The sequence below is a fragment of the Aeromicrobium sp. 9AM genome (genome assembly GCF_902506105.1).
Classification (GTDB): Bacteria; Actinomycetota; Actinomycetes; order Propionibacteriales; family Nocardioidaceae; genus Aeromicrobium.
This window is the reverse complement of sequence record NZ_LR733304.1, coordinates 2,922,460-2,944,349: the sequence shown is the minus strand read 5'-3', so window position 1 is coordinate 2,944,349 and position 21,890 is coordinate 2,922,460. Positions and strand designations below refer to the sequence as shown.

At 68.0% G+C, this 21,890-nt stretch carries 22 protein-coding genes and 1 tRNA gene; 11 read left to right on the top strand and 12 right to left on the bottom strand.

Annotation, left to right across the window (positions count from 1 at the left end; all coding sequences use genetic code 11):
• The first annotated feature begins 182 nt into the window (after window positions 1-182).
• The 3 genes from BOSE46_RS21070 to BOSE46_RS21060 are packed head-to-tail and all read left to right on the top strand — an operon-like array spanning window position 183 to window position 2,399.
• Entirely contained in the window at window positions 183-941 is a 759-nt protein-coding gene (locus BOSE46_RS21070; RefSeq protein ID WP_236551831.1) for an SDR family oxidoreductase, read from the top strand.
• Between the two features lie 40 nt (window positions 942-981).
• Window positions 982-1,695: a GAF and ANTAR domain-containing protein gene (locus BOSE46_RS21065; RefSeq protein WP_159542455.1), complete on the top strand. Its 714-nt coding sequence runs from the start codon at window positions 982-984 to the stop codon at window positions 1,693-1,695.
• Between the two features lie 2 nt (window positions 1,696-1,697).
• Window positions 1,698-2,399, top strand: coding sequence for a GAF and ANTAR domain-containing protein (locus BOSE46_RS21060; RefSeq protein WP_159542453.1), 702 nt, complete (start codon window positions 1,698-1,700; stop codon window positions 2,397-2,399).
• Here BOSE46_RS21060 and BOSE46_RS21055 read toward each other — a convergent pair.
• From BOSE46_RS21055 to BOSE46_RS21040, 4 genes are all read right to left on the bottom strand, one after another.
• The gene (locus BOSE46_RS21055; protein ID WP_159542451.1) at window positions 2,392-3,036 is read right to left on the bottom strand and encodes a methyltransferase; all 645 of its coding nucleotides are present in this window, start codon (window positions 3,034-3,036) and stop codon (window positions 2,392-2,394) included. The two genes, BOSE46_RS21060 and BOSE46_RS21055, sit on opposite strands and share 8 nt — an antisense overlap.
• A 78-nt stretch (window positions 3,037-3,114) precedes the next feature.
• On the bottom strand, window positions 3,115-3,573 hold the full coding sequence (locus BOSE46_RS21050; protein ID WP_159542449.1) for a DUF6328 family protein: 459 nt from the start codon (window positions 3,571-3,573) through the stop codon (window positions 3,115-3,117).
• Window position 3,574: 1 nt separating this feature from the next.
• A complete protein-coding gene (locus BOSE46_RS21045; protein WP_159542447.1) occupies window positions 3,575-3,880 on the bottom strand; it encodes an SAP domain-containing protein in 306 nt (101 codons plus the stop codon).
• 23 nt (window positions 3,881-3,903) lie between these two features.
• On the bottom strand, window positions 3,904-4,770 hold the full coding sequence (locus BOSE46_RS21040) for an SDR family oxidoreductase (RefSeq protein ID WP_159542445.1): 867 nt from the start codon (window positions 4,768-4,770) through the stop codon (window positions 3,904-3,906).
• A gap of 77 nt (window positions 4,771-4,847) precedes the next feature.
• Between BOSE46_RS21040 and BOSE46_RS21035 the strand changes: the two genes are divergently transcribed.
• Window positions 4,848-5,696 carry a Ku protein gene (locus BOSE46_RS21035; RefSeq protein WP_159542443.1) on the top strand — a complete coding sequence of 283 codons (849 nt, stop codon included), beginning with the start codon at window positions 4,848-4,850 and terminating at the stop codon, window positions 5,694-5,696.
• On the opposite strand, the gene BOSE46_RS21030 is transcribed toward BOSE46_RS21035, so the two are convergent.
• Complete coding sequence (locus BOSE46_RS21030) at window positions 5,693-6,409, bottom strand: GAF and ANTAR domain-containing protein (protein WP_159542441.1); 717 nt, start codon at window positions 6,407-6,409, stop codon at window positions 5,693-5,695. The two genes, BOSE46_RS21035 and BOSE46_RS21030, sit on opposite strands and share 4 nt — an antisense overlap.
• 161 nt (window positions 6,410-6,570) lie before the next feature.
• On the opposite strand from BOSE46_RS21030, the gene BOSE46_RS21025 reads away from it, so the two are divergent.
• On the top strand, window positions 6,571-7,056 hold the full coding sequence (locus BOSE46_RS21025; protein ID WP_159542439.1) for a hypothetical protein: 486 nt from the start codon (window positions 6,571-6,573) through the stop codon (window positions 7,054-7,056).
• Here the strand turns inward: BOSE46_RS21025 and BOSE46_RS21020 are convergent.
• Window positions 7,050-7,268: a hypothetical protein gene (locus BOSE46_RS21020; protein WP_159542437.1), complete on the bottom strand. Its 219-nt coding sequence runs from the start codon at window positions 7,266-7,268 to the stop codon at window positions 7,050-7,052. The two genes, BOSE46_RS21025 and BOSE46_RS21020, sit on opposite strands and share 7 nt — an antisense overlap.
• 118 nt (window positions 7,269-7,386) lie before the next feature.
• Window positions 7,387-8,154, bottom strand: coding sequence for a sigma-70 family RNA polymerase sigma factor (locus BOSE46_RS21015; protein WP_159542435.1), 768 nt, complete (start codon window positions 8,152-8,154; stop codon window positions 7,387-7,389).
• Between the two features lie 213 nt (window positions 8,155-8,367).
• Here BOSE46_RS21015 and BOSE46_RS21010 point away from each other — a divergent pair, with 213 nt between their 5' ends.
• The 4 genes from BOSE46_RS21010 to lepB all read left to right on the top strand — a co-directional run bounded on the left by BOSE46_RS21010 (window position 8,368) and on the right by lepB (window position 12,448).
• Window positions 8,368-10,752 carry an ATP-dependent DNA ligase gene (locus tag BOSE46_RS21010; RefSeq protein WP_159542433.1) on the top strand — a complete coding sequence of 795 codons (2,385 nt, stop codon included), beginning with the start codon at window positions 8,368-8,370 and terminating at the stop codon, window positions 10,750-10,752.
• Between the two features lie 43 nt (window positions 10,753-10,795).
• Entirely contained in the window at window positions 10,796-11,227 is a 432-nt protein-coding gene (locus BOSE46_RS21005) for a hypothetical protein (RefSeq protein ID WP_159542431.1), read from the top strand.
• A 111-nt stretch (window positions 11,228-11,338) separates the two neighbouring features.
• Window positions 11,339-11,710 carry a TraR/DksA C4-type zinc finger protein gene (locus tag BOSE46_RS21000; protein ID WP_159542429.1) on the top strand — a complete coding sequence of 124 codons (372 nt, stop codon included), beginning with the start codon at window positions 11,339-11,341 and terminating at the stop codon, window positions 11,708-11,710.
• Between the two features lie 66 nt (window positions 11,711-11,776).
• Window positions 11,777-12,448, top strand: coding sequence for a signal peptidase I (gene lepB / locus BOSE46_RS20995; protein WP_159542427.1), 672 nt, complete (start codon window positions 11,777-11,779; stop codon window positions 12,446-12,448).
• A gap of 64 nt (window positions 12,449-12,512) precedes the next feature.
• Here the strand turns inward: lepB and BOSE46_RS20990 are convergent.
• Window positions 12,513-12,588, bottom strand: a tRNA-Arg gene (locus tag BOSE46_RS20990).
• A 144-nt stretch (window positions 12,589-12,732) separates the two neighbouring features.
• Here BOSE46_RS20990 and BOSE46_RS20985 point away from each other — a divergent pair.
• Entirely contained in the window at window positions 12,733-14,607 is a 1,875-nt protein-coding gene (locus tag BOSE46_RS20985; RefSeq protein WP_159542425.1) for a hypothetical protein, read from the top strand.
• A 237-nt stretch (window positions 14,608-14,844) separates the two neighbouring features.
• Window positions 14,845-16,665, top strand: coding sequence for a phosphoenolpyruvate carboxykinase (GTP) (locus tag BOSE46_RS20980; protein WP_159542423.1), 1,821 nt, complete (start codon window positions 14,845-14,847; stop codon window positions 16,663-16,665).
• A 97-nt stretch (window positions 16,666-16,762) separates the two neighbouring features.
• Here BOSE46_RS20980 and BOSE46_RS20975 read toward each other — a convergent pair whose 3' ends face one another.
• The 4 genes from BOSE46_RS20975 to BOSE46_RS20960 all read right to left on the bottom strand — a co-directional run bounded on the left by BOSE46_RS20975 (window position 16,763) and on the right by BOSE46_RS20960 (window position 21,797).
• On the bottom strand, window positions 16,763-17,683 hold the full coding sequence (locus tag BOSE46_RS20975; RefSeq protein WP_159542421.1) for a DUF559 domain-containing protein: 921 nt from the start codon (window positions 17,681-17,683) through the stop codon (window positions 16,763-16,765).
• Between the two features lie 195 nt (window positions 17,684-17,878).
• Window positions 17,879-18,898: an LLM class flavin-dependent oxidoreductase gene (locus tag BOSE46_RS20970; protein WP_159542419.1), complete on the bottom strand. Its 1,020-nt coding sequence runs from the start codon at window positions 18,896-18,898 to the stop codon at window positions 17,879-17,881.
• Window positions 18,899-18,900: 2 nt separating this feature from the next.
• On the bottom strand, window positions 18,901-20,616 hold the full coding sequence (locus BOSE46_RS20965; protein WP_159542417.1) for an ABC transporter ATP-binding protein: 1,716 nt from the start codon (window positions 20,614-20,616) through the stop codon (window positions 18,901-18,903).
• Window positions 20,613-21,797 carry a nucleotidyltransferase family protein gene (locus BOSE46_RS20960; protein ID WP_159542415.1) on the bottom strand — a complete coding sequence of 395 codons (1,185 nt, stop codon included), beginning with the start codon at window positions 21,795-21,797 and terminating at the stop codon, window positions 20,613-20,615. The genes BOSE46_RS20965 and BOSE46_RS20960 overlap by 4 nt, the downstream gene beginning before the upstream one ends.
• Between the last annotated feature and the right edge of the window lie 93 nt (window positions 21,798-21,890).

Below are 21,890 nucleotides of genomic sequence, written 5' to 3'. Positions count from 1 at the left end.
GGAGTGGCGACCTGCTGCACCACCGTCGAACATACCCAGAATGCGCCGAGACAATCGCTCTGCGCCAGAGTCGCGAATGCCTCATCTCGTTCCGGGTAGGACTCTCGCGAGGACCGCAACCAGAGGGAGAAGTGGAGATGGAGCATTCAGCTGAAGGAACAGGTGAAAGGCCTTGGGGCCTGGTGACCGGCGCATCGAGCGGGATCGGGGAGGAGCTCGCTCGCCAGATGGTGCAGAACGGCTTCGACCTGATGATCGTGGCCGAGGACGAGGCGATCCTCGACGTCGCAGCGGAGCTCAGCGACCTCGCCGACGTCCGCCCGGTCCGCGCAGACCTCGCTACGCACGCCGGCAACGAGATGGTCATCGACCTCATGGCACAGGATGGCCGCCCCCTCGCAGCGGCCGCGATCAACGCCGGCATCGGCGTCCACGGGCGACTCGTCGACACGGAGCTCGACGACCACCTCCGACTCATCGCACTCAACATCGTCTCCGCCGTGCACCTGGGCCGCGCCGTGGCCAAGGACATGGTGGCGCGCGGTGAAGGTCGCCTGCTGTTCACGTCGTCCGTGGCCTCGCAGATGCCCGGGCCGTTCTACACGACGTACGCCGCGTCGAAGTCGTTCATCCAGTCGTTCTCGCAGGGGCTGCGCGAAGAGCTCCGCGACACCGGTGTGACCGTGACGGCCCTGATGCCGGGACCCACCGACACGGAGTTCTTCGATCGAGCAGGAATGGACCACACCAAGGTCGCGGAGGGACCCAAGGACGACCCTGCCGACGTCGCCCAGGCCGGCTTCACCGCCATGATGGCCGGCGATGACCATGTGGTCACCGGGTGGCGCAACAAGCTGCAGACCGCGGCCGCCGGGGTGCTGCCGGACGCGATGGCGGCCAAGGTCCACCGGTCGATGACTGAGCCGCACGAGAGTTCCTGAGCGTAGAGTTCAACGAACCATCTGTCCTGAGAGGCGAGGCATGTCCGAGACCGAACGCCAGCGGGCGCTCGCGAAGTTCGCCACCGTGCTGGCCTCCCTCAACCACGAGGAGTCCCTGACTGCTCGCCTGTGCGAGGCCAGCCGCCAGATGCTGGACGCCGACGGCGCCTCGATGACGCTGGACTACGAAGGCAGCGGCCGGCTGCTGCTCCACGCCACCGACGAGCTGTCAGCGCGTCTCGACGACCTGCAGGACGTCCTCGGTGAAGGCCCGTCGTTCGAGGCAGCCCACACCGGCGAAGTCGTGGTCGTGCGCGTCGGCGATGGCGAAGCGGAACGCTGGGCCCTGTTCGCCGACCGTCTGAACGCGACCGGCTTCATCGGCACACTGGTCTCGGTGCCGATGCGCGCCGAGCTCACCACCCTCGGGGTGCTCTCCTTGCACAGGTTCGGACCCGAGAAGGAGGTGGATCTTGTCTCGGCGCAGTTCCTCGGCGCGACGGTGAGCTCGGCACTCCTGCAGGATCCGCGGGTGGGCCGGCCCGACGAGCTCGCCAGAGAAGCTTGGGCAACTCGCTCCCAGATCCACCAGGCGACCGGCATGATCGTCGCGCAGGTCGGGGTGCGCAGCGAGGACGCCATGGCTCTGTTGCGTGCCCAGGCCTTCGCCCGCAACATGCCGTTGCTCGAGGTGGCGCAGGACATCGTCGCCCGCAGGATCAACTTTCGTGACTTCACGATCGAGGGGGACTAGTCATGGAAGCATCACGAGCGACCGCCGCCCTCGCGAAGGCCTCAGCGGCACTCGTCGGCGACGCCGACATCGCCGGTTTCCTGGCCGACCTGCTCACGAGCAGCGCTGACGTCCTGCGGCTCGATGCGAGCGGCATCCTCGTCGAGGACGACGGCCGTCTCGACCTTCTCGCCGCCTCCAGCCACACCGCCACCGAGCTCGAGCTGCACCAGGCGCACTTGGACGAGGGCCCCTGCGTCGACGCCCACGCGTCGGGCGAGCCGGTCAATGCTCATTCGTCGGACCTGGTCGCGATGTGGCCGCGGTTCGGCCGGACGATGATCGAGTCCGGCTTCTCCGCCGTTCACGCCTCGCCGCTGCGCTGGCACGGTGTGCCGCTCGGCGCCATGGGCCTGTTCCGCAGCGCCGACGAGCTCTTCACTCCTGAGGAGGAGACGGTCGCCCAGGCGTTCGCCGATCTCGCCACGTTGCTGATCGTGCAGACCGACAAGGTCGACCTCGACAAGGTGAAGCAGCGCGTCCAGGAGGTTCTCGCGACCCGCATCGTCATCGAGCAGGCCAAGGGCGTCCTCGCCGAGCAGGACGACGTGGACATGGGCGAGGCCTACCAAGAGCTGTTGCGCCGCGCCGCCCAGGACGGAGGACACCTGACGACGGTGGCAGGGGCCATCGTCGAGGGGGCGGAGCGCGGAAGCGTCACCTGACGAGCAGCACCAGCACGCCGCGGTCCTCGTACGAGCGGTGCTCCGCTAGCCGCAGGCCGAGGTCGGGGCGGTCCGCGACGTGATCGCTGATGGCCGCGACCTGGGCGAGGTTGCCGAGCTGCAGGACGGCCGATCCACGATCCGCCAGATGCGTCCCGATGATGTCGAGGCATGTACGAGCGAGGTCCAGCCCGTCCGTTCCACCGTCGATCGCGTGGTCGGGGTCGTCCTGATGATCGGCGATGTCCTCGCTTCGCACCCATGGCGGATCGGCGATGATCAGGGCGAACCGTTCGTCCTCGCCGATCTGCTCGTCCATCGCGCCGCACCTGATGTCGACCGGACTCGCGATTCCTGAGCGCTCGGCATTCGCGGCGGCGTGGTCGCACGCGATCCGGGACGAGTCCACCAGCACCAGCGGACGCGACTCGCCCACCATGGCCAGCAGTCCGATGTGCCCGACGCCAGAGCAGAGCTCCAGGACCGGGCCGTCCGGAGCGTCCCGCAACAATGCCGACGCCCAAGCGGACTGGGCCGTCGTCCAACGTCGCGGTCGCAGCACGCGCTCGTCGTACTGGATCGACAGCGATCCGAACTCGATCAGCTCGGTGCGTACCTGCTCGACGTCCACCGTCACGGCGACTCCTTCGTCACGGTCCGCCGCGCGGACGATCGCGCTGAACTACCCGGGTGCGGCTGTTCGCAAACCGCTCGCTCACTTGGCGAGCTTGAGCTCCCGGGCCGGGACGACGACCCAGACCACGACGACGAACAGGGCGACCAGGAGTGCGACGACCCACGCGATCCACATCGTCGTCACGACGTCGAGGATCAGCCACACAGCCCCGATGTTGGCCAGTGCCAGGACAGCGAGACCCCAGCGGGATGCCCGGTCGGCCGCCTCGACCAGCCATGGTCGTGCATCGTGCCCGAACAACGCGCGGTGCAGCGCCACCGGCGTCATGAGCAGGAATGTCGCCACGACCGCCGCGCACAGGACGACGGCGTACACCGCGTGCCGCGAGTCCTCGAGCTCGTGGAACCGCGGGGTGAACGGCAAGGTCAACAAGAACCCGGTGAGGATCTGGACCGCGGTCTGCGCGACCCGCAGCTCCTGCAGCAGCTCCTGCCAGTTGCGGTCGATCTTGTCCTGGCTTGTGTCCCGCGCGGCCACCTCAGTGGTTGCGGAGGGCCTTGACCAGCTCCGACTTGTTCTTGTTGGAGTAGTTGCTCAGACCCAGCTCCTTGGCGCGCTTGCGCAGGTCAGGGACCTTCCAGTCCTCGTACGAGCCGGACTCGCCACCCTTGCGGCCGACCGATGACTTCGACCGGCCCTTCTGCGCCGCCGCGTTGGAGATGCGTGCCGCCTTCTCCTTCGAGGCGCCGTCCTCACGCAGGTCTTCGTACATGTCGGGCTTCTTGAGACTCGTGGGGGCACCTCCCGTGCGCTTAGCGCGCGGGGGATTCTTCTTGCCTGGCATGGCTGCTCCTTCCTTGTCGCTCCTCAGAAGACGGGCTTGCCACCCGTCACGCCCAGCACGGTGCCGGACACATAGCTCGCGTCGCGCTCAGAGGCGAGGAACACGAACGCCGGTGCGACCTCGGCGGGCTGCCCAGCGCGACCCAACGGAGTGTCCTGGCCGAACTGCTCGACCTTCTCGACGGGCTGCGTCGCAGGCTGCAACGGCGTCCAGATCGGTCCCGGCGCGACAGCATTGACCCGGATGCCCTTCTCGCCGAGCTGCCCGGCGAGGTTGACCGTGGCGTTGTTGATCGCGGCCTTGGTCGCCGCGTAGTCGAGCAGCGTGCTCGACGGGTCGAACGCCTGGATCGACGAGTTGTTGATGATCGCCGAGCCACGCGGCAGGTGTGGGACGGCGGCCCGGGTCAGCCAGAACAGTGCGTACAGGTTGGTCTTGAAGACCCGGTCCATCGTCTCGTCGGTGATCTCCTCGAGACCCTCCTCGCGCGCCATCTGGTAGCCGGCGTTGTTGACCAGGATGTCGAGACCGCCGAGCTGCTGGACAGCGTCGGCCACGACCCGGTCACACGTCTCGCGATCGCGCAGGTCCGCCTCGATCGCGACGTACGCCCGGCCGGCCCGCTCGAGCTGAGCGGACGTCTCGTCGGCGTCGGCCTTCTCGTCCGCCAGGTACGTGAACGCGACGTCCGCCCCCTCACGGGCGTACGCGATGGCGACGGCGCGGCCGATGCCGGAGTCGCCGCCGGTGATCAGCGCCTTCCGTCCTTCGAGCCGGCCGCTGCCTTGGTAGGAGTCCTCGCCGTGATCGGGCAGCGGCTGCATGTCGCCCGTCAGGCCGGGCGGCTCCTGCTGCTGGCGCGGGAAGGACTGCGAGGTGTCTTGGCTCATGCCGACGACGTGCCCACTCCTTCGGCCATTAAACGCAGATGACTGGCGTCAGCGGAGCAAGCGCGATTCACTTAGGCATGCGATCCATCTGGAAGGGCGCCATCAGCTTCGGCCTGGTCAACGTGCCCGTCAAGGTCTACAGCGCCACGGAGAGCCACGATGTCTCGTTGCACCAGGTGCACAACAAGGACGGCGGCCGGATCCGCTACCAACGCAAGTGCGAGGTGTGCAACAAGGTCGTCGCCTACGAGGACATCGACAAGGCGTACGACGACGGCGACAAGACCGTCGTGCTGACCGACGAGGACTTCGCCTCGCTGCCGGCCGAGCGCAGCCACGAGATCGAGGTCGTGGAGTTCGTCCCCGCTGACCAGGTCGACGTCCTGATGCTCGACAAGGCGTACTTCCTCGAGCCCGAGGAGCGGGCCCTCAAGCCCTACACGCTGCTGCGTCGCGCGCTCGAGGACTCCGACCGCACCGCGATCGTGCAGTTCGCCCTCCGGCAGAAGACCAGGCTCGCGGCCTTGCGGGTCCGCGACAACGTGCTCGTGCTCCAGACCATGCTGTGGGACGACGAGGTGCGCAAGCCGTCGTTCGACGTGCTCGACTCGACGCCCCGCATCAGCCAGAAGGAGCGCGACATGGCGGCGCAGCTCGTCGACTCGCTGTCGGAGGACTTCGACGCTTCAGCGTTCACCGACGACTACCAGGAGCAGCTCCGCACGTTGATCGAGGCCAAGATCGAGAAGGGTGCATCACTCGACACCGAGGCGACGTTCGGCAAGCAGGAGGAAGAGGAGAGCGCCGACGTCGTCGACCTGATGGAGGCGCTCAAGCGCAGCGTCGACCGCAAGAACGCCAGCAAGGCTCCGGCCAAGAAGAAGACCACCAAGAAGAAGGCAGCGGCCAAGAAGAAGGCCGGCTAGGGAGTCGTGCGGTCGCCGGAGAGCTCCGGCGTCTCGAACGTGGCGTCCGGGGAGTTGCGGTGCTCGACGACCCACTCCGCGACGTAGCGCAGCTTGACGTTGTGCGCCTGCGACTGACGGCGCAGGAAGTCGAACGCGCGATCGGCGTCGAGGTCGAAGCGCTCCATGAGGATGCCCTGCGCCTGGCCGATGAGCTTGCGGGCATCGATCGCGACCTGCAGGCCGGCCTCGTTGTGGGCGTTCGCCAACGCGACGGCGGCATGGCGGACGAAGATCGTGGCGACCGCGACGTCGTCCTCGTCGAACGCACCGGTGTGGTCGGCGTAGAGATTGAGTGAGCCGTAGCGCCGGGACCGCGTCTCGAGCCTGACGCTCAGGACGCTGCGGATGCCGAGCTCGCCGACAGCCGGACCCCACTTGAGCCAGCGCGGATCGTCGGTGACGTCGGAGGACAGGTAGACCGCCTCGCCCTCGATCGCGTCGAGGCACGGGCCTTCGTCATGGACGATCTGCAGGTTGTGCGACTCCCCGACCCGCTGCGACGTGGCGGCCGCGGTCTCGATCTGGTTGCGGGCGTGGACCAACATGATGCCGGCGTCATCACACGTCGTGGCGATCCGGGCATAGTCGGCGATCAGCTCGATCGTGCGCTCCGCCGTGGGCTCGTCGTGCAGGTCGAGCGCCATCTGCGAAAAGAACGTAGAGCTGTCCACGTACTGACTCCTCGTCTCCGGATCTTTCAAGAGAAGCACACCCTCTGGTTGAAATATATAGCGATCGGGGTCCGCTGTTTGCCTCGATATGTGGTGGGTACGTGCGCGTCATCAAGGAACGCAGCTCCCGCTGCCCACCGACACTCGGGAAGGGGTGCCCGATGGCGAAACCGACGGGCTCCACCGGCACCACCGTCACCCTGTTCGGCGCCAGTGATCTGCTCGACGAGGCACTGAGCAACCAGCTCGGACAGCGCGGCTGCAAGACGCACTTCGTGACGGTGCCCAGCGGCTGGCTGCGATCCGCGACGCACGCCATCATGCGCCTGGACACCACCGCGGGTGCGGCTGCGCTCGAGGAGCTCGCCGAGACGCCGGAGCCGCGATCCCATGTCATCGCGGTCTGCCCCGAGCAGATCGACCCTGCTGAGTCGGACCGGCTGCGAGAGATGTGTCGGGCCTGCGGATCGCACCACGACGTCTCGTTGATCTGGCACACCCCCCTTGGCGCCGACGCGCCGGTCAACCGCGCCGCCGCCACCGCCCTGGCCGTGAGTGTCGCCGACGAAATGGTGGGCCACTCGCCGGGCGGCGGTCCGTCGTTCGTGGCGCGACCGCTGACGCTCGAGGTCGACCCGCATCAGTGATCGACCTCTTCGGCGAGGTCGTCGAACATGCCGACGGTCGCCCGTACGTCCCACAGCGCGTCAGGTGCGTCGCGAGTCTCGACCGTGATCGTCGGATGTCCGCTCGAGATGATCCCCGCCACGATCACGTCCTGGTGCAGGGCGAACTCGTGGAGCAGATCGCGCTGGATGGCGGGGTCGCTCAGCCGGAACGTCAGGGTGGTGCGCCGCAAGAATGGCCCCTCGGGTCAGCAAAGTGAAGCGGCTGCTGCTGAACCGGTGAGACAACTCTATCCGTGCACACGGGAGGGCGGCCACCGGTGTGCCGGTGACCGCCCTCCGCGCGTTGACCTAGGCCGCGTCCGCGGCCGTTGCCGACTCCCGGAGACGCGCCAAGAGCTTGGCGAGCCGACGCGAGATCTGCATCTGGCTGACCCCGACGATCTCGGCGATCTCCTGCTGCGTCTTGTCCTCGACGAACCTGAGCCGCAACAGCTGCCGCTCGTCGTCGTCGAGGTCGCGGCACAGCGGCTCGATCGTGACCCAGTCGTCGATGAACTCGTAGTCCGAGCTGTCACCGGCGATCGACTCACCCAGGGGCCGGCCGCTCTCGCGTACGGGCTGGTCGAGCGAGGTCGGCGAGAAGCAGCTGCGGGCCGCCATGGCCTCGCGCACCTCGTCGACCCCGGCATCGATCTCACCGGCGATCGTGACGAGGTCGGGCTGCCGCGAGTCCGACTGCAGGCACCGCTCCGTCGCGCTGGAGATGTCGGCCTGCATCTGCTGGATACGACGCGGTGGCCGAATGCCCCAGCAGTAGTCACGGAAGTACTTCTTGATCTCACCGAGGATCGTGACCGTCGCGAACGGCACGAACTCGCCGCGCTCGTGGTCGAATCCCCGGATCGCCTTGACCAGTGCGAAGCAGGCGACCTGGGCGAGGTCATCGCGGTCGGCCCCCCGCCCTGAGTAGCGTCCGGCCAGGTGGTGCGCGAGCCCGAGATGACGACGAACCACTTCGTCCTCGAGGAGTGCGCGTTCGGCATCGCTTGCGTGGCGAGCCGCTTCGATCAGATCGTGCGTGTCATCGTTCTGCGCCAATGCGGGAGCAGCGTTCACGGAAAACCCCCAGGGGTCTCGATCCGTCAACCGGCTTCTGCTCAACCGGCTCTCCAACCATGGCACTGTGGAGCCTGAAGTGCAAGAGGCTCGTGGTCGCTACTGACTAGTCGATATGGTTCGTTCGAACCATCTCAGCGTCTCGGTGCGGCGCGTCACGCGCGTTTCGCCCGGTTCCCCCCGGGTACGAGCCGGTGAGCGAGAGGAGACCAGATGGCGCGCACGAACGACACCCAGACCGTGTCGGTCGCCGGCCAGCGCCTTCGTCTCACCAACCCCGACAAGGTCATCTATCCGTCGACGGGTACGACCAAGGCCGAGGTCATCGCCTACTACATGGAGATCGCGCCCTACCTCCTCCCGCATCTGGCCGACCGCATCGTGACCCGCAAACGCTGGGTCGACGGCGTCGGCACCGCCGACAAGCCCGGCGAGGTGTTCTTCGAGAAGAACCTGCCCTCGTCGGCACCGAGCTGGATCCGGCGCGTCGAGATCCAGCACAGCGACCACGTCAACACCTATCCCGTCTTCGACAGCGCGGCCGCCCTCGCCTGGGCCGGTCAGGTCGGCGCGCTGGAGCTGCACGTGCCGCAGTGGAAGGTCGGCCCCCGCGGCGGCAAGCAGAACCCCGACCACCTCGTGCTCGACCTCGACCCCGGCCCGGGTGCCGGGCTGCCCGAGTGCGTCGAGGTTGCCAAGCGGGCCCGCGCCCTGCTGCGCGACCTCGACCTCGAGGCGTACCCGGTGACGAGCGGCAGCAAGGGCATCCATCTCTACGCCGGCCTCGACGGCACGCACGACGCCGACTACGTCAACCGGTTCGCCAAGCAGTTCGCGCAGGTGCTGGAGGCCGAGCTGCCCGACCTCGTCGTCAGCTCGATGAAGAAGAGCCTGCGCGGCGGCAAGGTCCTGGTCGACTGGAGCCAGAACAACGCCAACAAGACCACGATCGCGCCGTACTCACTGCGCGGGAGGACCGAGCCGTACGTCGCGGCGCCCCGCACGTGGCGCGAGCTCAACGACGACCTGCAGCACCTCACGATGGACGAGGTGCTCAAGCGCATGAAGCGACGCAAGGACCCGATGGCGGACCTGGCTGGGCCGGTCCCGACGAGCGACAAGCTCTCGACCTATCGGTCCATGCGTGACGCGAGCAAGACGCCGGAGCCCGTCCCCGAAGCCGCGCCGGGCGCCGCCGACGGCCAGTCGTTCGTGATCCAGGAGCACCACGCCAGCAGCCTGCACTGGGACTTCCGCCTCGAGCACGACGGCGTGCTGGTCTCGTGGGCACTGCCCAAGGGGGTGCCGACCGATCCCAAGAAGAATCACCTCGCCGTGCAGACCGAGGACCACCCGCTGGAGTACGGCACGTTCGAGGGCACGATCCCCAAGGGCGAGTACGGCGGCGGCGACGTCACGATCTGGGACTCCGGCACGTACGAACTCGAGAAGTGGCGCGACGGCAAGGAGGTCATCGCGATCCTGACCGGCCGCAAGGGCGGCGGCCTCGGTGGCCCGCGCAAGTTCGCACTGATCAAGACCGGCAAGAACTGGCTGATCCATCTCATGGAGCTACCCACGAAGCCGGCCAAGAAGGCGGCACCCCGTTCGATGAAGCGCGGGTTCGTCGCACCCATGCTGGCGAAGCTCGGCTCCGCCGACGACGTCCGCGACGAGGACGACCCTTCGACAGGCTCAGGACGAGGCTGGGCGTTCGAGATGAAGTGGGACGGCATCCGCGCGGTGGCGGTGATCGACGGCAAGGACGTCGGGCTGTTCACCCGCAACGAGAACGACGTCACCGCCGGCTACCCCGAGGTCGTCAACGCGCTGGCCGAGCTGGGCCTCGACGACACGGTCCTCGACGGCGAGATCGTCGCGCTCAACGCCGCGGGCGTCCCCGACTTCGGCCGGCTGCAGCAGCGGATGGGGCTGACCAAGGAAGCCGATGTCGAGGCGGCCCGACGGGACGTGCCGGTCAAGTACCTCGTGTTCGACCTCATGCGCTCCGGTGGTGACTCGCTGCTCGACACGACATACGTCGAGCGCCGTAAGGCGCTGCGCAGCCTGAAGATCGCCGCGGACGTCGTCGACGTCCCCAAGGCGTTCGACGGCTCCCTTGCCGATGCCGTCGAGTCGAGCAAGACGCTCGGCCTCGAGGGCGTGCTCGCCAAGCGACGGGACAGCCGCTACCTCGGTGGCAAGCGCGCGACGGCGTGGACCAAGGTCAAGCACCAGCGCATGCAGGAGGTCGTCGTCGCCGGTTGGCGCGAAGGTCAGGGCGCACGCAGCGGCACGATCGGCGCACTGCTGCTCGGCATCCCCACCGAGGACGGGCTCCGCTACGTCGGCAAGGTCGGCACGGGATTCGACGAGCGCACCCTGACCGACCTCCAGAAGCGACTCGCGAAGCTCGCCCGCAAGACCAGCCCGCTCGCCGAGACGCCTCGCGAGATCGCCCGGGACGCCCATTGGGTCACCCCCAGCCTCGTCGGCGAGGTGTCGTTCGCGGAGTGGACCTCCGGCGGCAACCTGCGCCAGCCGAGCTGGCGGGGCATACGCACGGACAAGAAGCCGCAGGAGGTCGCCTTGGAGTAAGGCTGCGCCCGACCTGACATCATCACGACACGAGGAGTTATCCATGCCGTTCAAGAAGAAGAAGTTCCGCACCAAGCTCGAAGCCCGTCTGGATGACCTGGCGAGCCAGACCGAGGAGCTCCGTCAGCAGGTCGTCGATCGTGCGCCCGGCGTACGCGACCAGCTGGTCGACATGCTGCCCGACAAGGACCAGCTGCGTGACCTGCGCGACGACCTGTTCGAGCGGCTGCCCGACGGCGTCGCCGACAAGGTGCCCGACAAGGTCAAGCCCAAGAAGAAGCGCTCGAAGCTCAAGCGAGTGGCCTTTCTCGGGATCCTGACGGGTGCCGGCGCGGCCGCGGTCGCCGCGGTCAAGGGGCGCACGAACACCCCGCCGCCTCCGCCCGAGCCGTTCCCGGCACCGCCGAAGCCGACCGCACCGGCGGACGTCACCCCGCCGAAGCCGGCCAAGAAGGCTCCCGCCAAGAAGCCGTGAGCCACAGCACGAGTCCCCGGGCAGCGTCCCGGGGACTCGTGCGTCTGCGGGTGAATAGCCCCGGGGCAACGGGGTATGCCGTCGAGACACTGATGCCCCGGAGGCACTCGCATGACGACAGAACTCGATCCGGCCTGGACCGCGGAGGAGCTGAGCTCGATTCGCGACGGGCTGGTGCTGGCCGCAGAGCTGCTCCGCGCGGAGCTCGCGATCCTGGACAGCGCGTCGGCGCAGGCCGTGTCGGCATCGACGCTCGAGGTGCTGCATGACGAGATCGACATCGCTGAGCATCGCGCCGAGCTGATGCAGGACGCCGTGCAGGTCGAGAACACCGCCGCGATCCTCGAGCAGACCGAGCACGTGCTGGCCAGGCTGGACCTCGGGCTCTACGGCACGTGCGAGGGGTGCTCGGCGTCGATCGCCCGCGAACGGCTCGAGGCATTTCCCCGCGCCACGCTCTGCATGACCTGTGTCGCCGCCTGACCCGGGCGGCTCGCCGGTACGAATCCTGCGACGGGGCGTTTGGCGCCTTCGGGCTAGGCTCTGTCCGTGACGGAACAGAAGAAGGCCAAGAAGCAGCTGCCGGTGTGGCAGGAGTCGATCCTTCTGGTCGCCACTGCCATGGTCATGGCAGTCATCGTCAAGACGTTCTTCCTCCAGGCGTTCTACATCCCGTCGGCATCCATGGAGCCGACGATGCTCGTCAACGACAAGATCCTCGTCCAGAAGGTCTCCTACTGGGGCGGCGGTGACGTCAAGCGCGGCGACATCGTGGTGTTCGACGATCCGGGTGGCTGGCTCACCGAAGAGGACTCCAAGCACGCGTCGAACCCGATCCAGAAGGCGCTCGAGACCGTCGGGCTGTTCCCCACCGGCGGCCACCTGATCAAACGCGTCATCGGCGTCGGCGGCGACACCATCGAGTGCTGCACCGACGGCAAGCTCACGATCAACGGCAAGCAGATCACCGAGCCGTACGTCCTCGACGAGACCGCCACGAAGGACAAGCCGTTCAAGGTCGTCGTGCCCAAGGGCCACCTCTGGGTCATGGGCGACAACCGCGGCAACTCCAGCGACTCGCGGGTCCACCAGGGCGATCCCGGCGGCGGATTCATCGCCGAGGACAGTGTCGTCGGCAAGGCCTGGCTGCGCGTGTGGCCGCTCGGCCGCGCCGGGTTCATCCACAAACCCGACACGTTCGACGCCGACCTCAACCCCTGACCGGGTCACCCGGCAACGACAGAAGTCCCGCCCGAGCACTGGCTCAGGCGGGACTTCTCATGTCTGGCGCGCCCGAAGGGATTCGAACCCCTAACCTTCTGATCCGTAGTCAGATGCTCTATCCGTTGAGCTACGGGCGCATGCCCCGAAGGGCCTCGCCGAGTCTAGCGTGACGGCGCGCAGAGAGAAAATCTGGGCACTTCCTTTGAGTTCGCCCGTACGTCATCCGCGTGCCCTACTGTGACTCGGACAACAACCTGTCACCGATCGCGGAGGATCCCGCCATGTCGCCACGCCCGCTGCGCACCATCGCCAGCGTCACATCCACTTTCGCGCTGGTCGCTGCGGGCATTGCCGCCACCACCAGCGTTGCCCAAGCCGTCGACGACGTCGACTCGACCACATGCCCGGGCACCGACGTCTGGACCGGTGGCTTCACTCCCGGCCAGCCCGTGCACGGTCTCACCACGACGCACGGCATCGCCCCCGAGGCGTTCACCGGCACCTACGTCGACACCCTCAAGAACGGCGCCGGGCGTGACAAGGACATCCTGGTGTTCAAGATGGCCGGCAGCCGCATCACCAAGACCAACAGCGCCGGTGACGTCAGCGTGGACGCAGGCATCTGGGCCGGCATGTCCGGCTCGCCGGTCTACGACGCCGACGGCAACCTGATCGGCTCGGTCTCCTACGGGTTCAGTGGCGCTCCGAGCGACTACGCCGGCATCACGCCCGCGACCGACATCCTCGCGATCGACAAGCCGGCGGCAGCGGCGACCGCCGTGAAGTCGGCTGCTGTGCCGAAGGCCGTGGCGAAGTCGTTGGCGGCTGCCAGCGAGTCCGCAGCGGACACCGCGTCGGACTACTCGTCGATCCACCAGCTCGCCCTCCCCCGCGTCTCGGTCGGCACGCCCGGCAAGGACGCGACCAAGATGGCCGCGAAGTCGCGCACGCTCGCCAAGAAGCTGCCCGGCCAGAAGGTCTCGTTCCAGACGGCGGCCGAGGCCACCAACATCGACCCCGTCGCAGCGATCGTCCCGGGTGGCAACATCGCCACCGCGTGGTCGTACGGCGATGTCGCCATGGCATCGGTCGGCACGATCACGGCCGTCTGTGGCACCAAGGTGTTCGCCTTCGGTCACCCGGATGACTTCAGCGGGTCGTCGACCGAGACGTTCCACGCAGCCAGCGCCGCCTTCATCCAGGAGGACTCGGCCAACGGCTCGTACAAGCTCGCCAACATCGACATGGACCCGGTCGGACAGGTCACCCAGGATCGCCTGAGCGGCATCATGGGAGACACCACCAAGCTGCCGACGACCACGGTGGTCACGTCGAACACGACCGTTGACGGCACCACCACGAGCGCGACGACCAACGTCGCCGTTCCCGCCGCCCTCGGCTCCGCTGTCGGCAACCAGGTGTTCAACGACGTGATCGCCGGGCTCGACGCCTACTCCGCAGGTGGCGAGGCGCTGATGACCTGGACGATCAACTACACGCCCAAGGGCGGTTCGGCGGCGACGTACACACGGACCCAGCGGGTCTCGACGAACGAGGCCTTCGCCGAGCAGGCCCCGTACGACGTGGCCAGCGACGTCGAGTTCCTGCAGACCGGATCCGACACCAAGGTCACGATCAACTCGGTCACGATCAACACCGAGCTGAAGCCGGACTACAACGCGTTGCGCATCTCGCAGATCGACATCCGCAAGAACGGCGCGTGGGTCAAGGTCAAGAACGGCACCAAGGTCCCGGCCCGTCGCGGCAAGGCCTTCCCGGTGCAGGTCCACCTGGTCCCGGCCAACGGTGACTCGACCGCTGCTCCGGAGATCAAGCGGCTCGACCAGACGATCTCCACGTCGGCATACGGCACGGGCATCGTCTCGTTCGTCGGTGGCCTGAACTACTACGACGACTCCGAGGAGTTCACGATCGACATCGACGAGGACGACGAGGAGTTCTACTACGGCGACGAGGAGCCCCTGACACTCGCCCAGGTGCTCGCCGCGCTGAAGGCACAGGTGCGCTACGACTCCGCTCGCAGCGCGCAGCAGTACACCACGAGGTCCGGCACCGATCGGATCTCACGCAAGGCCGTCGACACGTCGGCGGTGACCTCCGGGTCGGCCTACATCCGGCTCGGATACACCAAGTAGCCAGCAGGAGTCATGACGGAGGGGCGGTGCCGCGAGGCGCCGCCCCTCCTGACATGTGTGTGACTATGTTCACCCCTTCCGACCAGCCCATATGCGCGATGCGACCCGTAAAGTCGGCTGAATCGTCATCGCCCGTCGGTGCCGATTCATCACACATCAGCTACCCGAGGCCCGCATGCCGAGGGAGTGCGAATCAATGCGCTTGGTTCGCGATGCGCGAGAAGGAAAAGTTCACACATGTCCGCAGACACCTCCCTGTCCACCTACCGGACGACGCACCCCAGGCTCCAGGCCTGGGTCGATGATGTCGCCGCCCTGACTCAGCCAGCCGCCATCCACTGGGTCGAAGGCACTCCCGAGGAATGGGTCTCCCTGACCGATGACCTCGTCGCCTCCGGCACCTTCGTACGACTCGATGAGTCCAAGAAGCCCAACTCGTTCTGGTGCGCGTCCGATCCGAGCGACGTCGCCCGGGTCGAGGACCGTACCTACATCTGCAGTGTTGACGAGGCCGACTGCGGCCCGACCAACAACTGGATGGAGCCTTCGGACATGAAGGCGATCATGACGAACCTCTACGACGGCTGCATGCAGGGCCGCACGATGTACGTCATCCCGTTCGTCATGGGTCACCTCGACTCCAACAGCCCGATGTTCGGTGTCGAGATCACCGACTCGGCGTACGTCGTCGCGTCGATGACCGTGATGGCCCGCGTCGGCAAGAACGTGCTCGACCGCATCGAGGAGCTGGAGGCCGACTACGTGCCCGCGCTCCACTCGATCGGCGCCCCGCTCGCCGACGGTGCGCAGGACGTCCCGTGGCCGTGCAACGACACCAAGTACATCGTGCAGTTCCCCGAGGAGCGCACGATCTGGTCGTTCGGCTCGGGCTACGGCGGCAACGCCCTGCTCGGCAAGAAGTGCTACTCGCTGCGCATCGCCTCGGTGATGGGGCGCGACGAGGGCTGGATGGCCGAGCACATGCTGATCCTCAAGCTCACGTCACCCGAGAACGTCGTCAAGTACGTCGCCGCGGCCTTCCCGAGCGCGTGCGGCAAGACCAACCTCGCGATGGTCGAGCCCACGGTGCCCGGCTGGAAGGTCGAGACGATCGGCGACGACATCGCCTGGATCCGCGTCGGCGCCGACGGCCGCCTGTATGCCGTCAACCCCGAGTTCGGCCTGTTCGGCGTCGCTCCCGGCACGGGCTGGGACACCAACGCCAATGCGATGCGCACGATCGACCAGGGCAATTCGGTCTTCACCAACGTTGCGCTGACCGACGACGGTGACGTCTGGTGGGAGGGCATGACCGACGAGGCGCCCGCGCACCTGACGGACTGGAAGGGTCGCGACTGGACGCCCGAGTCCGACGAGGTGTCGTCACACCCCAACAGCCGGTTCTGCACGCCGATCAAGCAGTGCCCGACCCTGGCCGACGAGTACGACGACCCCAACGGCGTACCGCTCGACGCGATCCTCTTCGGTGGTCGTCGCAAGACGACGATCCCCCTCGTGACGGAGGCCCGGGACTGGACCCACGGAACGTTCATGGGTGCGACGTTGTCGTCGGAGACCACGGCCGCGGCCACGGGTGCCGTCGGCGTGGTCCGCCGCGACCCGATGGCGATGCTGCCGTTCATCGGCTACGACGCCGGCGACTACTTCAGCCACTGGATCAACATGGCGAAGAACAACGACGAGTCGAAGTTCCCCAAGATCTTCTACGTCAACTGGTTCCGTCGCGACGAGGACGGCGGCTTCCTGTGGCCCGGCTTCGGCGAGAACAGCCGCATCCTGAAGTACGTCATCGAGCGTGTCGAGGGCAAGGTCGAGGCGGTCGAGACGCCGATCGGCCTCGTGCCGACACCCGGCGCGATCGACACAGACGGGCTCGACGTCACTGTTGAGCAGCTCGAGAAGGCGCTGCACGTCGACGTCGACGAGTGGCAGGCCGAGATCCCGCAGATCAACGAGTGGTTCGAGAAGTTCGGCGACAAGCTGCCGACCGTCCTCTGGACCGAGCTCGACGCCCTGAAGGCCCGCCTCGAGGGCTAGTCGTCTGCCCCCTCCCTCCAGTTTTTGGGCAGTTGTGTACCGATCGCTGTTGCTGATCCGTACACAACCGCCCGAAAACTGAGGGCGGGGCGATCGGTCACTTGGCGGTGGTGGGGAACCAGATGTCCCAGACGACGCTGAAGACCGGGCCAGGTCCGGCGTAGCCCCGCGCCACGAGCACGCCGTGCACCCGGTGGACGATCAGCCTGGGCGCCTTGAGGTCGGCGACAGTCACCACGATGACCCGCCACCCGGCCGCCTCGAGCCGTTCGCGCCGACCGATGTCGCGCTGCCGCTGACCCGCGTCGCGTTCGTGGTGCCACCCGTCGTACTCGACGAGAACCTTCCACCGCGCATAGACCAGATCGCCGCGGGCCAGGAAGTGTCCCTGATCGTCTCTCAGGACGACGTTCGGTGCGGGTTCGGGCAGGTGGGCGAACCGGATCATCAGTCGTACGCGGGTCTCCATCGGTGACTCCGAACCCTCACGGACGAACCCGATCACCTGACGCACCCGCCGCACACCACGCAGATGGTGGTCGAGGGCGCACGTGGTCAACAAGCTGAGCGTTGTGTAGCCGCGGAGCAGCATCCATTCGATCGCCTGAATGAGCTCCGGGACGGTGACGTCATACGCGACATCGACGAGCGTCCGGTCTGGCTCGGTCACCGGCACGCCGCGAAGGATCCGGGTTCGGATGACATCACGCCTGCGGTGCGCAGTCAGCTGCTTCTGACGTGAGTGCGTCGTCGTGCGCGACGAGACATGCAACGGCCACAACGCGCCGAGCTCATAGCCGTACCACCGCAGTGCCGTGACGTGGCTGACGACCGATCCCGGTGGCGACGCCAGCAGGGCGGCTTGCAGCCAGATCGCCAAGGTCAGCTCGACGCGGGCACCGACGTAGACCCCGCGGAACAGGCGGCGATATGCCGTCCGACCGCGCAGCTGGGCGTCCGTGATGCCGGCCGCCACGGCCTGCTCGCGGGTGAACGGTTGCGACGGTGTGAGGATCACCCCACGACTCTGTGCCGGCTGCGGCGTCGACGGCAGAACTGACTCGCTCCGCTGTGGACAGCCAGCCGCGACGCGGAACCTGTGCACCTCGGCAGGACGACGAACGCGGCGCCCACCTTGTGGGCACTTGCGTACGGCTGAGCGTGACCGAGTCGTACGTAGGTGCCCAAAAACTGGGCAGGCGACGGGCGGGGCTCAGGTACGGGGTTTCCAGCCGATCGCGGGGAGGACGTGGTCGACGAGTGCGCCGAGCAGCCGCGCGTTGTAGTCGACGCCCAGCTGGTTGGGCACCGTGAGCAGCAGCGAGTCCGCCTCACGCACCGCGACGTCCTGCGCGAGCTCGTCGGCCAGCGCGTCGGGCTCACCGACGTACGACTTGCCGAACCGTGCGATGCCGCCGTCGAGGTGGCCGAGCTGGTCCTCGCCGCTGCGCTCGCCGAAGTAGGCACGGTCCTGCGCATCGAGGATCGGGATGACGCTGCGGCTGACCGACACCCGTGGCTCGCGCTCCCAGCCGGCCTCGGCCCATGCGGCGCGGAAGCGCTGGATCTGCTCGAGCTGCAGCTCGTCGAACGGCACACCGGTGTCCTCGGTAAGGAGCGTCGAGCTCATGAGGTTCATGCCCTGCTCCGCGGTCCACTCGGCGGTCGCTCGGGTGCCTGAGCCCCACCAGATGCGATCGGACAGGCCCGGCGCCTGCGGCATGATCGGCAGCGGAACGGACTGCCCGGTCATCTTGGGATCGGACATCACGACACCGGCCCCGGCGATCGCGTGCCGGAACAGCTCGGTGTGCGCCCGGGCCATGTCGGCATCGCTCCGGCCGTCCTCCGGCACGTGGCCGAACGACTCGTAGCCGCGGAGCGCGGTCTCGGGTGATCCGCGGCTGATGCCGAGCTGGAGCCGGCCACCGCTGATGAGGTCGGCCGCCGCGGCGTCCTCGGCCATGTAGAGCGGGTTCTCGTAGCGCATGTCGATCACGCCGGTGCCGATCTCGATGCGGCTCGTACGCGCGCCGACCGCGGCCAGCAACGGGAACGGCGACGCCAGCTGGCGGGCGAAGTGGTGCACGCGGAAGAACGCACCGTCGAGCCCCAGCTCCTCAGCCGCGACAGCGAGGTCGATCGACTGCAGCAGCACGTCACCGGCCGTACGCGTCTGTGATCCGGGGACGGCTTGGTAGTGGCCGAAGGACAGGAAGCCGACGTTCTTCATGCCTAGGTCAACGACGTGGGCGCGGCTGCTGTTCCGTGATCGCCGATCGTGAGCCTGCCGTCATCGAGTCGAGCCGCGACGTCGGCACGTACGCGCGCGGACAGCCGGTGCGTCACCATCAGGACCGCGCGGCGGCCGTCGAGGATGCCGTCGAGCACCCGATCCTCCGTGCCGGGGTCGAGCGCGCTGGTCGCCTCGTCGAGCACCAACAGCTCTGGGTCACGCACGATCGCGCGGGCGATGCTGAGCCGTTGCTGCTCACCCCCTGACAAGGCGGTCATCTCATGCAACGGCGCCGACAATCCTCCGGGCAGTGCGGCGATCTCGTCGGCGATCTGGCTGGATCGGAGCGCATCCCACACCTCCTCCTCCGTCACCACCCGGCCCGGCGGCAGCGACCAGGTGAGGTTCTGCCACACCGTGCCGGGCACCAGGACGGTCTGCTGCGGGACGTAGCCGATGCGCCGGCGCCAGGCGACCAGGTCGCGACGAGGTTCGCCATCGACCAGGACCTCGCCCGACTCGGCCCGCAACAGGCCCAGCACGACGTCGACCAGCGTGCTCTTGCCGGACCCGCTCTCACCCTGGAGGGTCACGAGTCCACGGTGCGGGATGTCGAGGTCGACCGCGTGCAGCACCGGTTCGAGATCGGCGGCGTAGCGCACCGTCACGTCGCGCAGCGACACGAGGGCCGAGGTGGACCGAGCCTGCAGGGCCGGGGCCGGCGGGAAGGGCGACTGCTGGTGCTCGCGCACCTCGGCCCCGAACTCCGTGAGTCGGTCGAGCGCCGGCGCCTCGTTGGCGAAGACCTGGGCCGAGCCGATGACCGACTGCGCAGACGTGAGGAGGCGCGTCGACACGACCGCCAGCGCCGCCAGCTCGGCCATGCTCATCCCGGCCGCCCGGCCCACCAGGATCAGCACGAGCACGGCGACGACCGACACGACACCCAGGATCGCGTTCATACCGGCCGACCTGCGTACGAACGAGCGCCGGACCGTACGCACCCGCCCCGCCTCGGCGGCCACGAGGTCGGACCACGCCGCGGAGGCGTCATGGGCGCGCATCAGCCGGGCCGAGGACAGCGAGTCGGTCAGGGCGGCGCCGAGATCATCCATCCGGTCCGTCATCTCCTTGCCGAGACTGACGGCGGAGCGCAGCGAGCGACGCCCGGCCAGCACGACGAGCAGCAGGCCGAGTGCAGCCATCCCGCCGATGACCGGCGACAGCAGGATCGCGACGGCGGTCGTGGCGATCAGCACCAGCACACCCACGGTGACCCGGATCAGCATGATCAACGCAGCGTGCGCGCGCTCCACCTCGGTCGTCAGGCGCTGGATGACATGGCTGCGACGTTGTGCCGCGAGGTAGGTCCACTCGGCGGCGTACAGGTCGTCGACCAGGCCGAGGCGAAGCGTGTCGATCGTGGCGAGACGGATGTCGACCGACCGCACCGCCACCCGCCACTGGCCCAGCGCCCTGACGAGGACGACGGCGATGACCAGCGCGAACGCCTGACCGACCGACAGCCGCAGGTCGAGACCGGGCAGGCTCAGATGGTCCCGCCCGTCGAGCGACTGCAGGATCGGCACGAGGAGCGCGAGGCCGGTGGCCTCCATCAGGGCCACGACCAGCTGCAGCAGGAGCAGCCGGGCCACGGCGCCGGTGCCGGCGGTCGTCGCCATCAACGCGAAGTACGCGCGAGCGCGCCGGATCATCGTTGGCCCGTCGTCTGGACGACAGACGCACCGGGGACCCGACGCAGCCAGGCGAACGACCGCCGCACGAGCCAGGTGAGGCGGCGGGCCAGGACACGCGGCAGCGCCGTGCGCACGGTGGGGTCCTCCAGCCCGGCGACGACCTTGGGCGGCAGGATCGCTGCGACGACCGTGCGACGGACATCGCCCGGCGTACGACTGGCCGACAATCGGTAACGGAGATCGCGCACGGTCTGCGCCGCCGGGAAGGGGTAGGCCGCGATCACCGGCCGGTCCTGGGCGGAGACTGCACGGCGTACGGTCGAGCCCGGCACTGACCGGAACCCCGCCCCGACCCTGTTCGGCGTCGCGGCCGGCAGACCCACCAAGTCGTCGGTGACCCGCAGGGTCGCGGTGGTGACCGGGGCAAGTGGCCCGGCCTCCCATGCGGCCGGATCACGGGCGAGGCGGCGTACGTCGAACAGGCTGCGGAGCCACCGCCAGTCGTCCCTCGCCGCGTGGTGGCATGTGTGTGTGAGCGCATCGGACGGCGCAAGGGTCCACGCGATGGACCCCATGAGCTCGACCTGTTGACGCCGCTCCCACAACGGGTCGAACGACGGCAGAGCATCGTACGTCGGGTCGAGGCGCCAGTGGAGGTCGACCGTGCCGGCAGGACTGTCGAAGGTCATCTCGTGGAACGTGTCGACGATGTGCCGCCAGGCCCACGTCCCTGGCGCCGCGGAGCCCACCGGTCGGGCGATCCACCCGAAGTCGTGCAGCAGTGCGTACGCATTGGCGACGGTCTCGACCGGCACCAGCACGTCGATGTCGCCGGCTCCTCGCCCGGTCGGATCGCCCGTGGTCTGCACCGCGAGCGCCGATCCCTTGATCGCCAGCCACCGGATGCCGGCATCGTCCAGGGCAGCGCCAAGCCGGGCCTGCTCGAGCGACCGGACCATGACCGCGCGCCGCCCGGCCGTACGCATGTCGTCGAGGGCTGCCGTCAGCTCGTCGGGCAGCCCGAGCGCCGCGGCCCACGGCTGGAGCAGCTCGGCAGCGCGCTGACGGCGCACGGCAGCGAGCAGGTCGCCGACCTCTTCTGCCGGCGTGACCGGGGTGACCGGCTCCCCCTCCTCGGCTGCGAGTGCCGACCGGCTCCAGTCACGCACGCGCTGTGTTGCTGACGGGGTGGGCCACACGCGAGCATCCTACGCAGCGCCGAGAGCCCGGATCGTGGAATCGTCCGATCACCCCGCGAGCGCTCGTATGCCGACATTTGCCTGCGGTCGCGG

Excerpts from the sequence above, each read along its gene's own strand:
- BOSE46_RS20970 (WP_159542419.1), bottom strand. The coding sequence starts at position 18,898 with ATGAAGAACGTCGGCTTCCTGTCCTTCGGCCACTACCAAGCCGTCCCC.
- BOSE46_RS21010 (WP_159542433.1), top strand. The coding sequence starts at position 8,368 with ATGGCGCGCACGAACGACACCCAGACCGTGTCGGTCGCCGGCCAGCGC.
- BOSE46_RS20985 (WP_159542425.1), top strand. The coding sequence starts at position 12,733 with ATGTCGCCACGCCCGCTGCGCACCATCGCCAGCGTCACATCCACTTTC.
- BOSE46_RS20980 (WP_159542423.1), top strand. The coding sequence starts at position 14,845 with ATGTCCGCAGACACCTCCCTGTCCACCTACCGGACGACGCACCCCAGG.
- BOSE46_RS21065 (WP_159542455.1), top strand. The coding sequence starts at position 982 with ATGTCCGAGACCGAACGCCAGCGGGCGCTCGCGAAGTTCGCCACCGTG.
- BOSE46_RS21005 (WP_159542431.1), top strand. The coding sequence starts at position 10,796 with ATGCCGTTCAAGAAGAAGAAGTTCCGCACCAAGCTCGAAGCCCGTCTG.
- BOSE46_RS21000 (WP_159542429.1), top strand. The coding sequence starts at position 11,339 with ATGACGACAGAACTCGATCCGGCCTGGACCGCGGAGGAGCTGAGCTCG.
- BOSE46_RS21040 (WP_159542445.1), bottom strand. The coding sequence starts at position 4,770 with ATGAGCCAAGACACCTCGCAGTCCTTCCCGCGCCAGCAGCAGGAGCCG.
- BOSE46_RS21035 (WP_159542443.1), top strand. The coding sequence starts at position 4,848 with ATGCGATCCATCTGGAAGGGCGCCATCAGCTTCGGCCTGGTCAACGTG.
- BOSE46_RS20965 (WP_159542417.1), bottom strand. The coding sequence starts at position 20,616 with ATGATCCGGCGCGCTCGCGCGTACTTCGCGTTGATGGCGACGACCGCC.
- BOSE46_RS21045 (WP_159542447.1), bottom strand. The coding sequence starts at position 3,880 with ATGCCAGGCAAGAAGAATCCCCCGCGCGCTAAGCGCACGGGAGGTGCC.
- BOSE46_RS21060 (WP_159542453.1), top strand. The coding sequence starts at position 1,698 with ATGGAAGCATCACGAGCGACCGCCGCCCTCGCGAAGGCCTCAGCGGCA.
- BOSE46_RS21025 (WP_159542439.1), top strand. The coding sequence starts at position 6,571 with ATGGCGAAACCGACGGGCTCCACCGGCACCACCGTCACCCTGTTCGGC.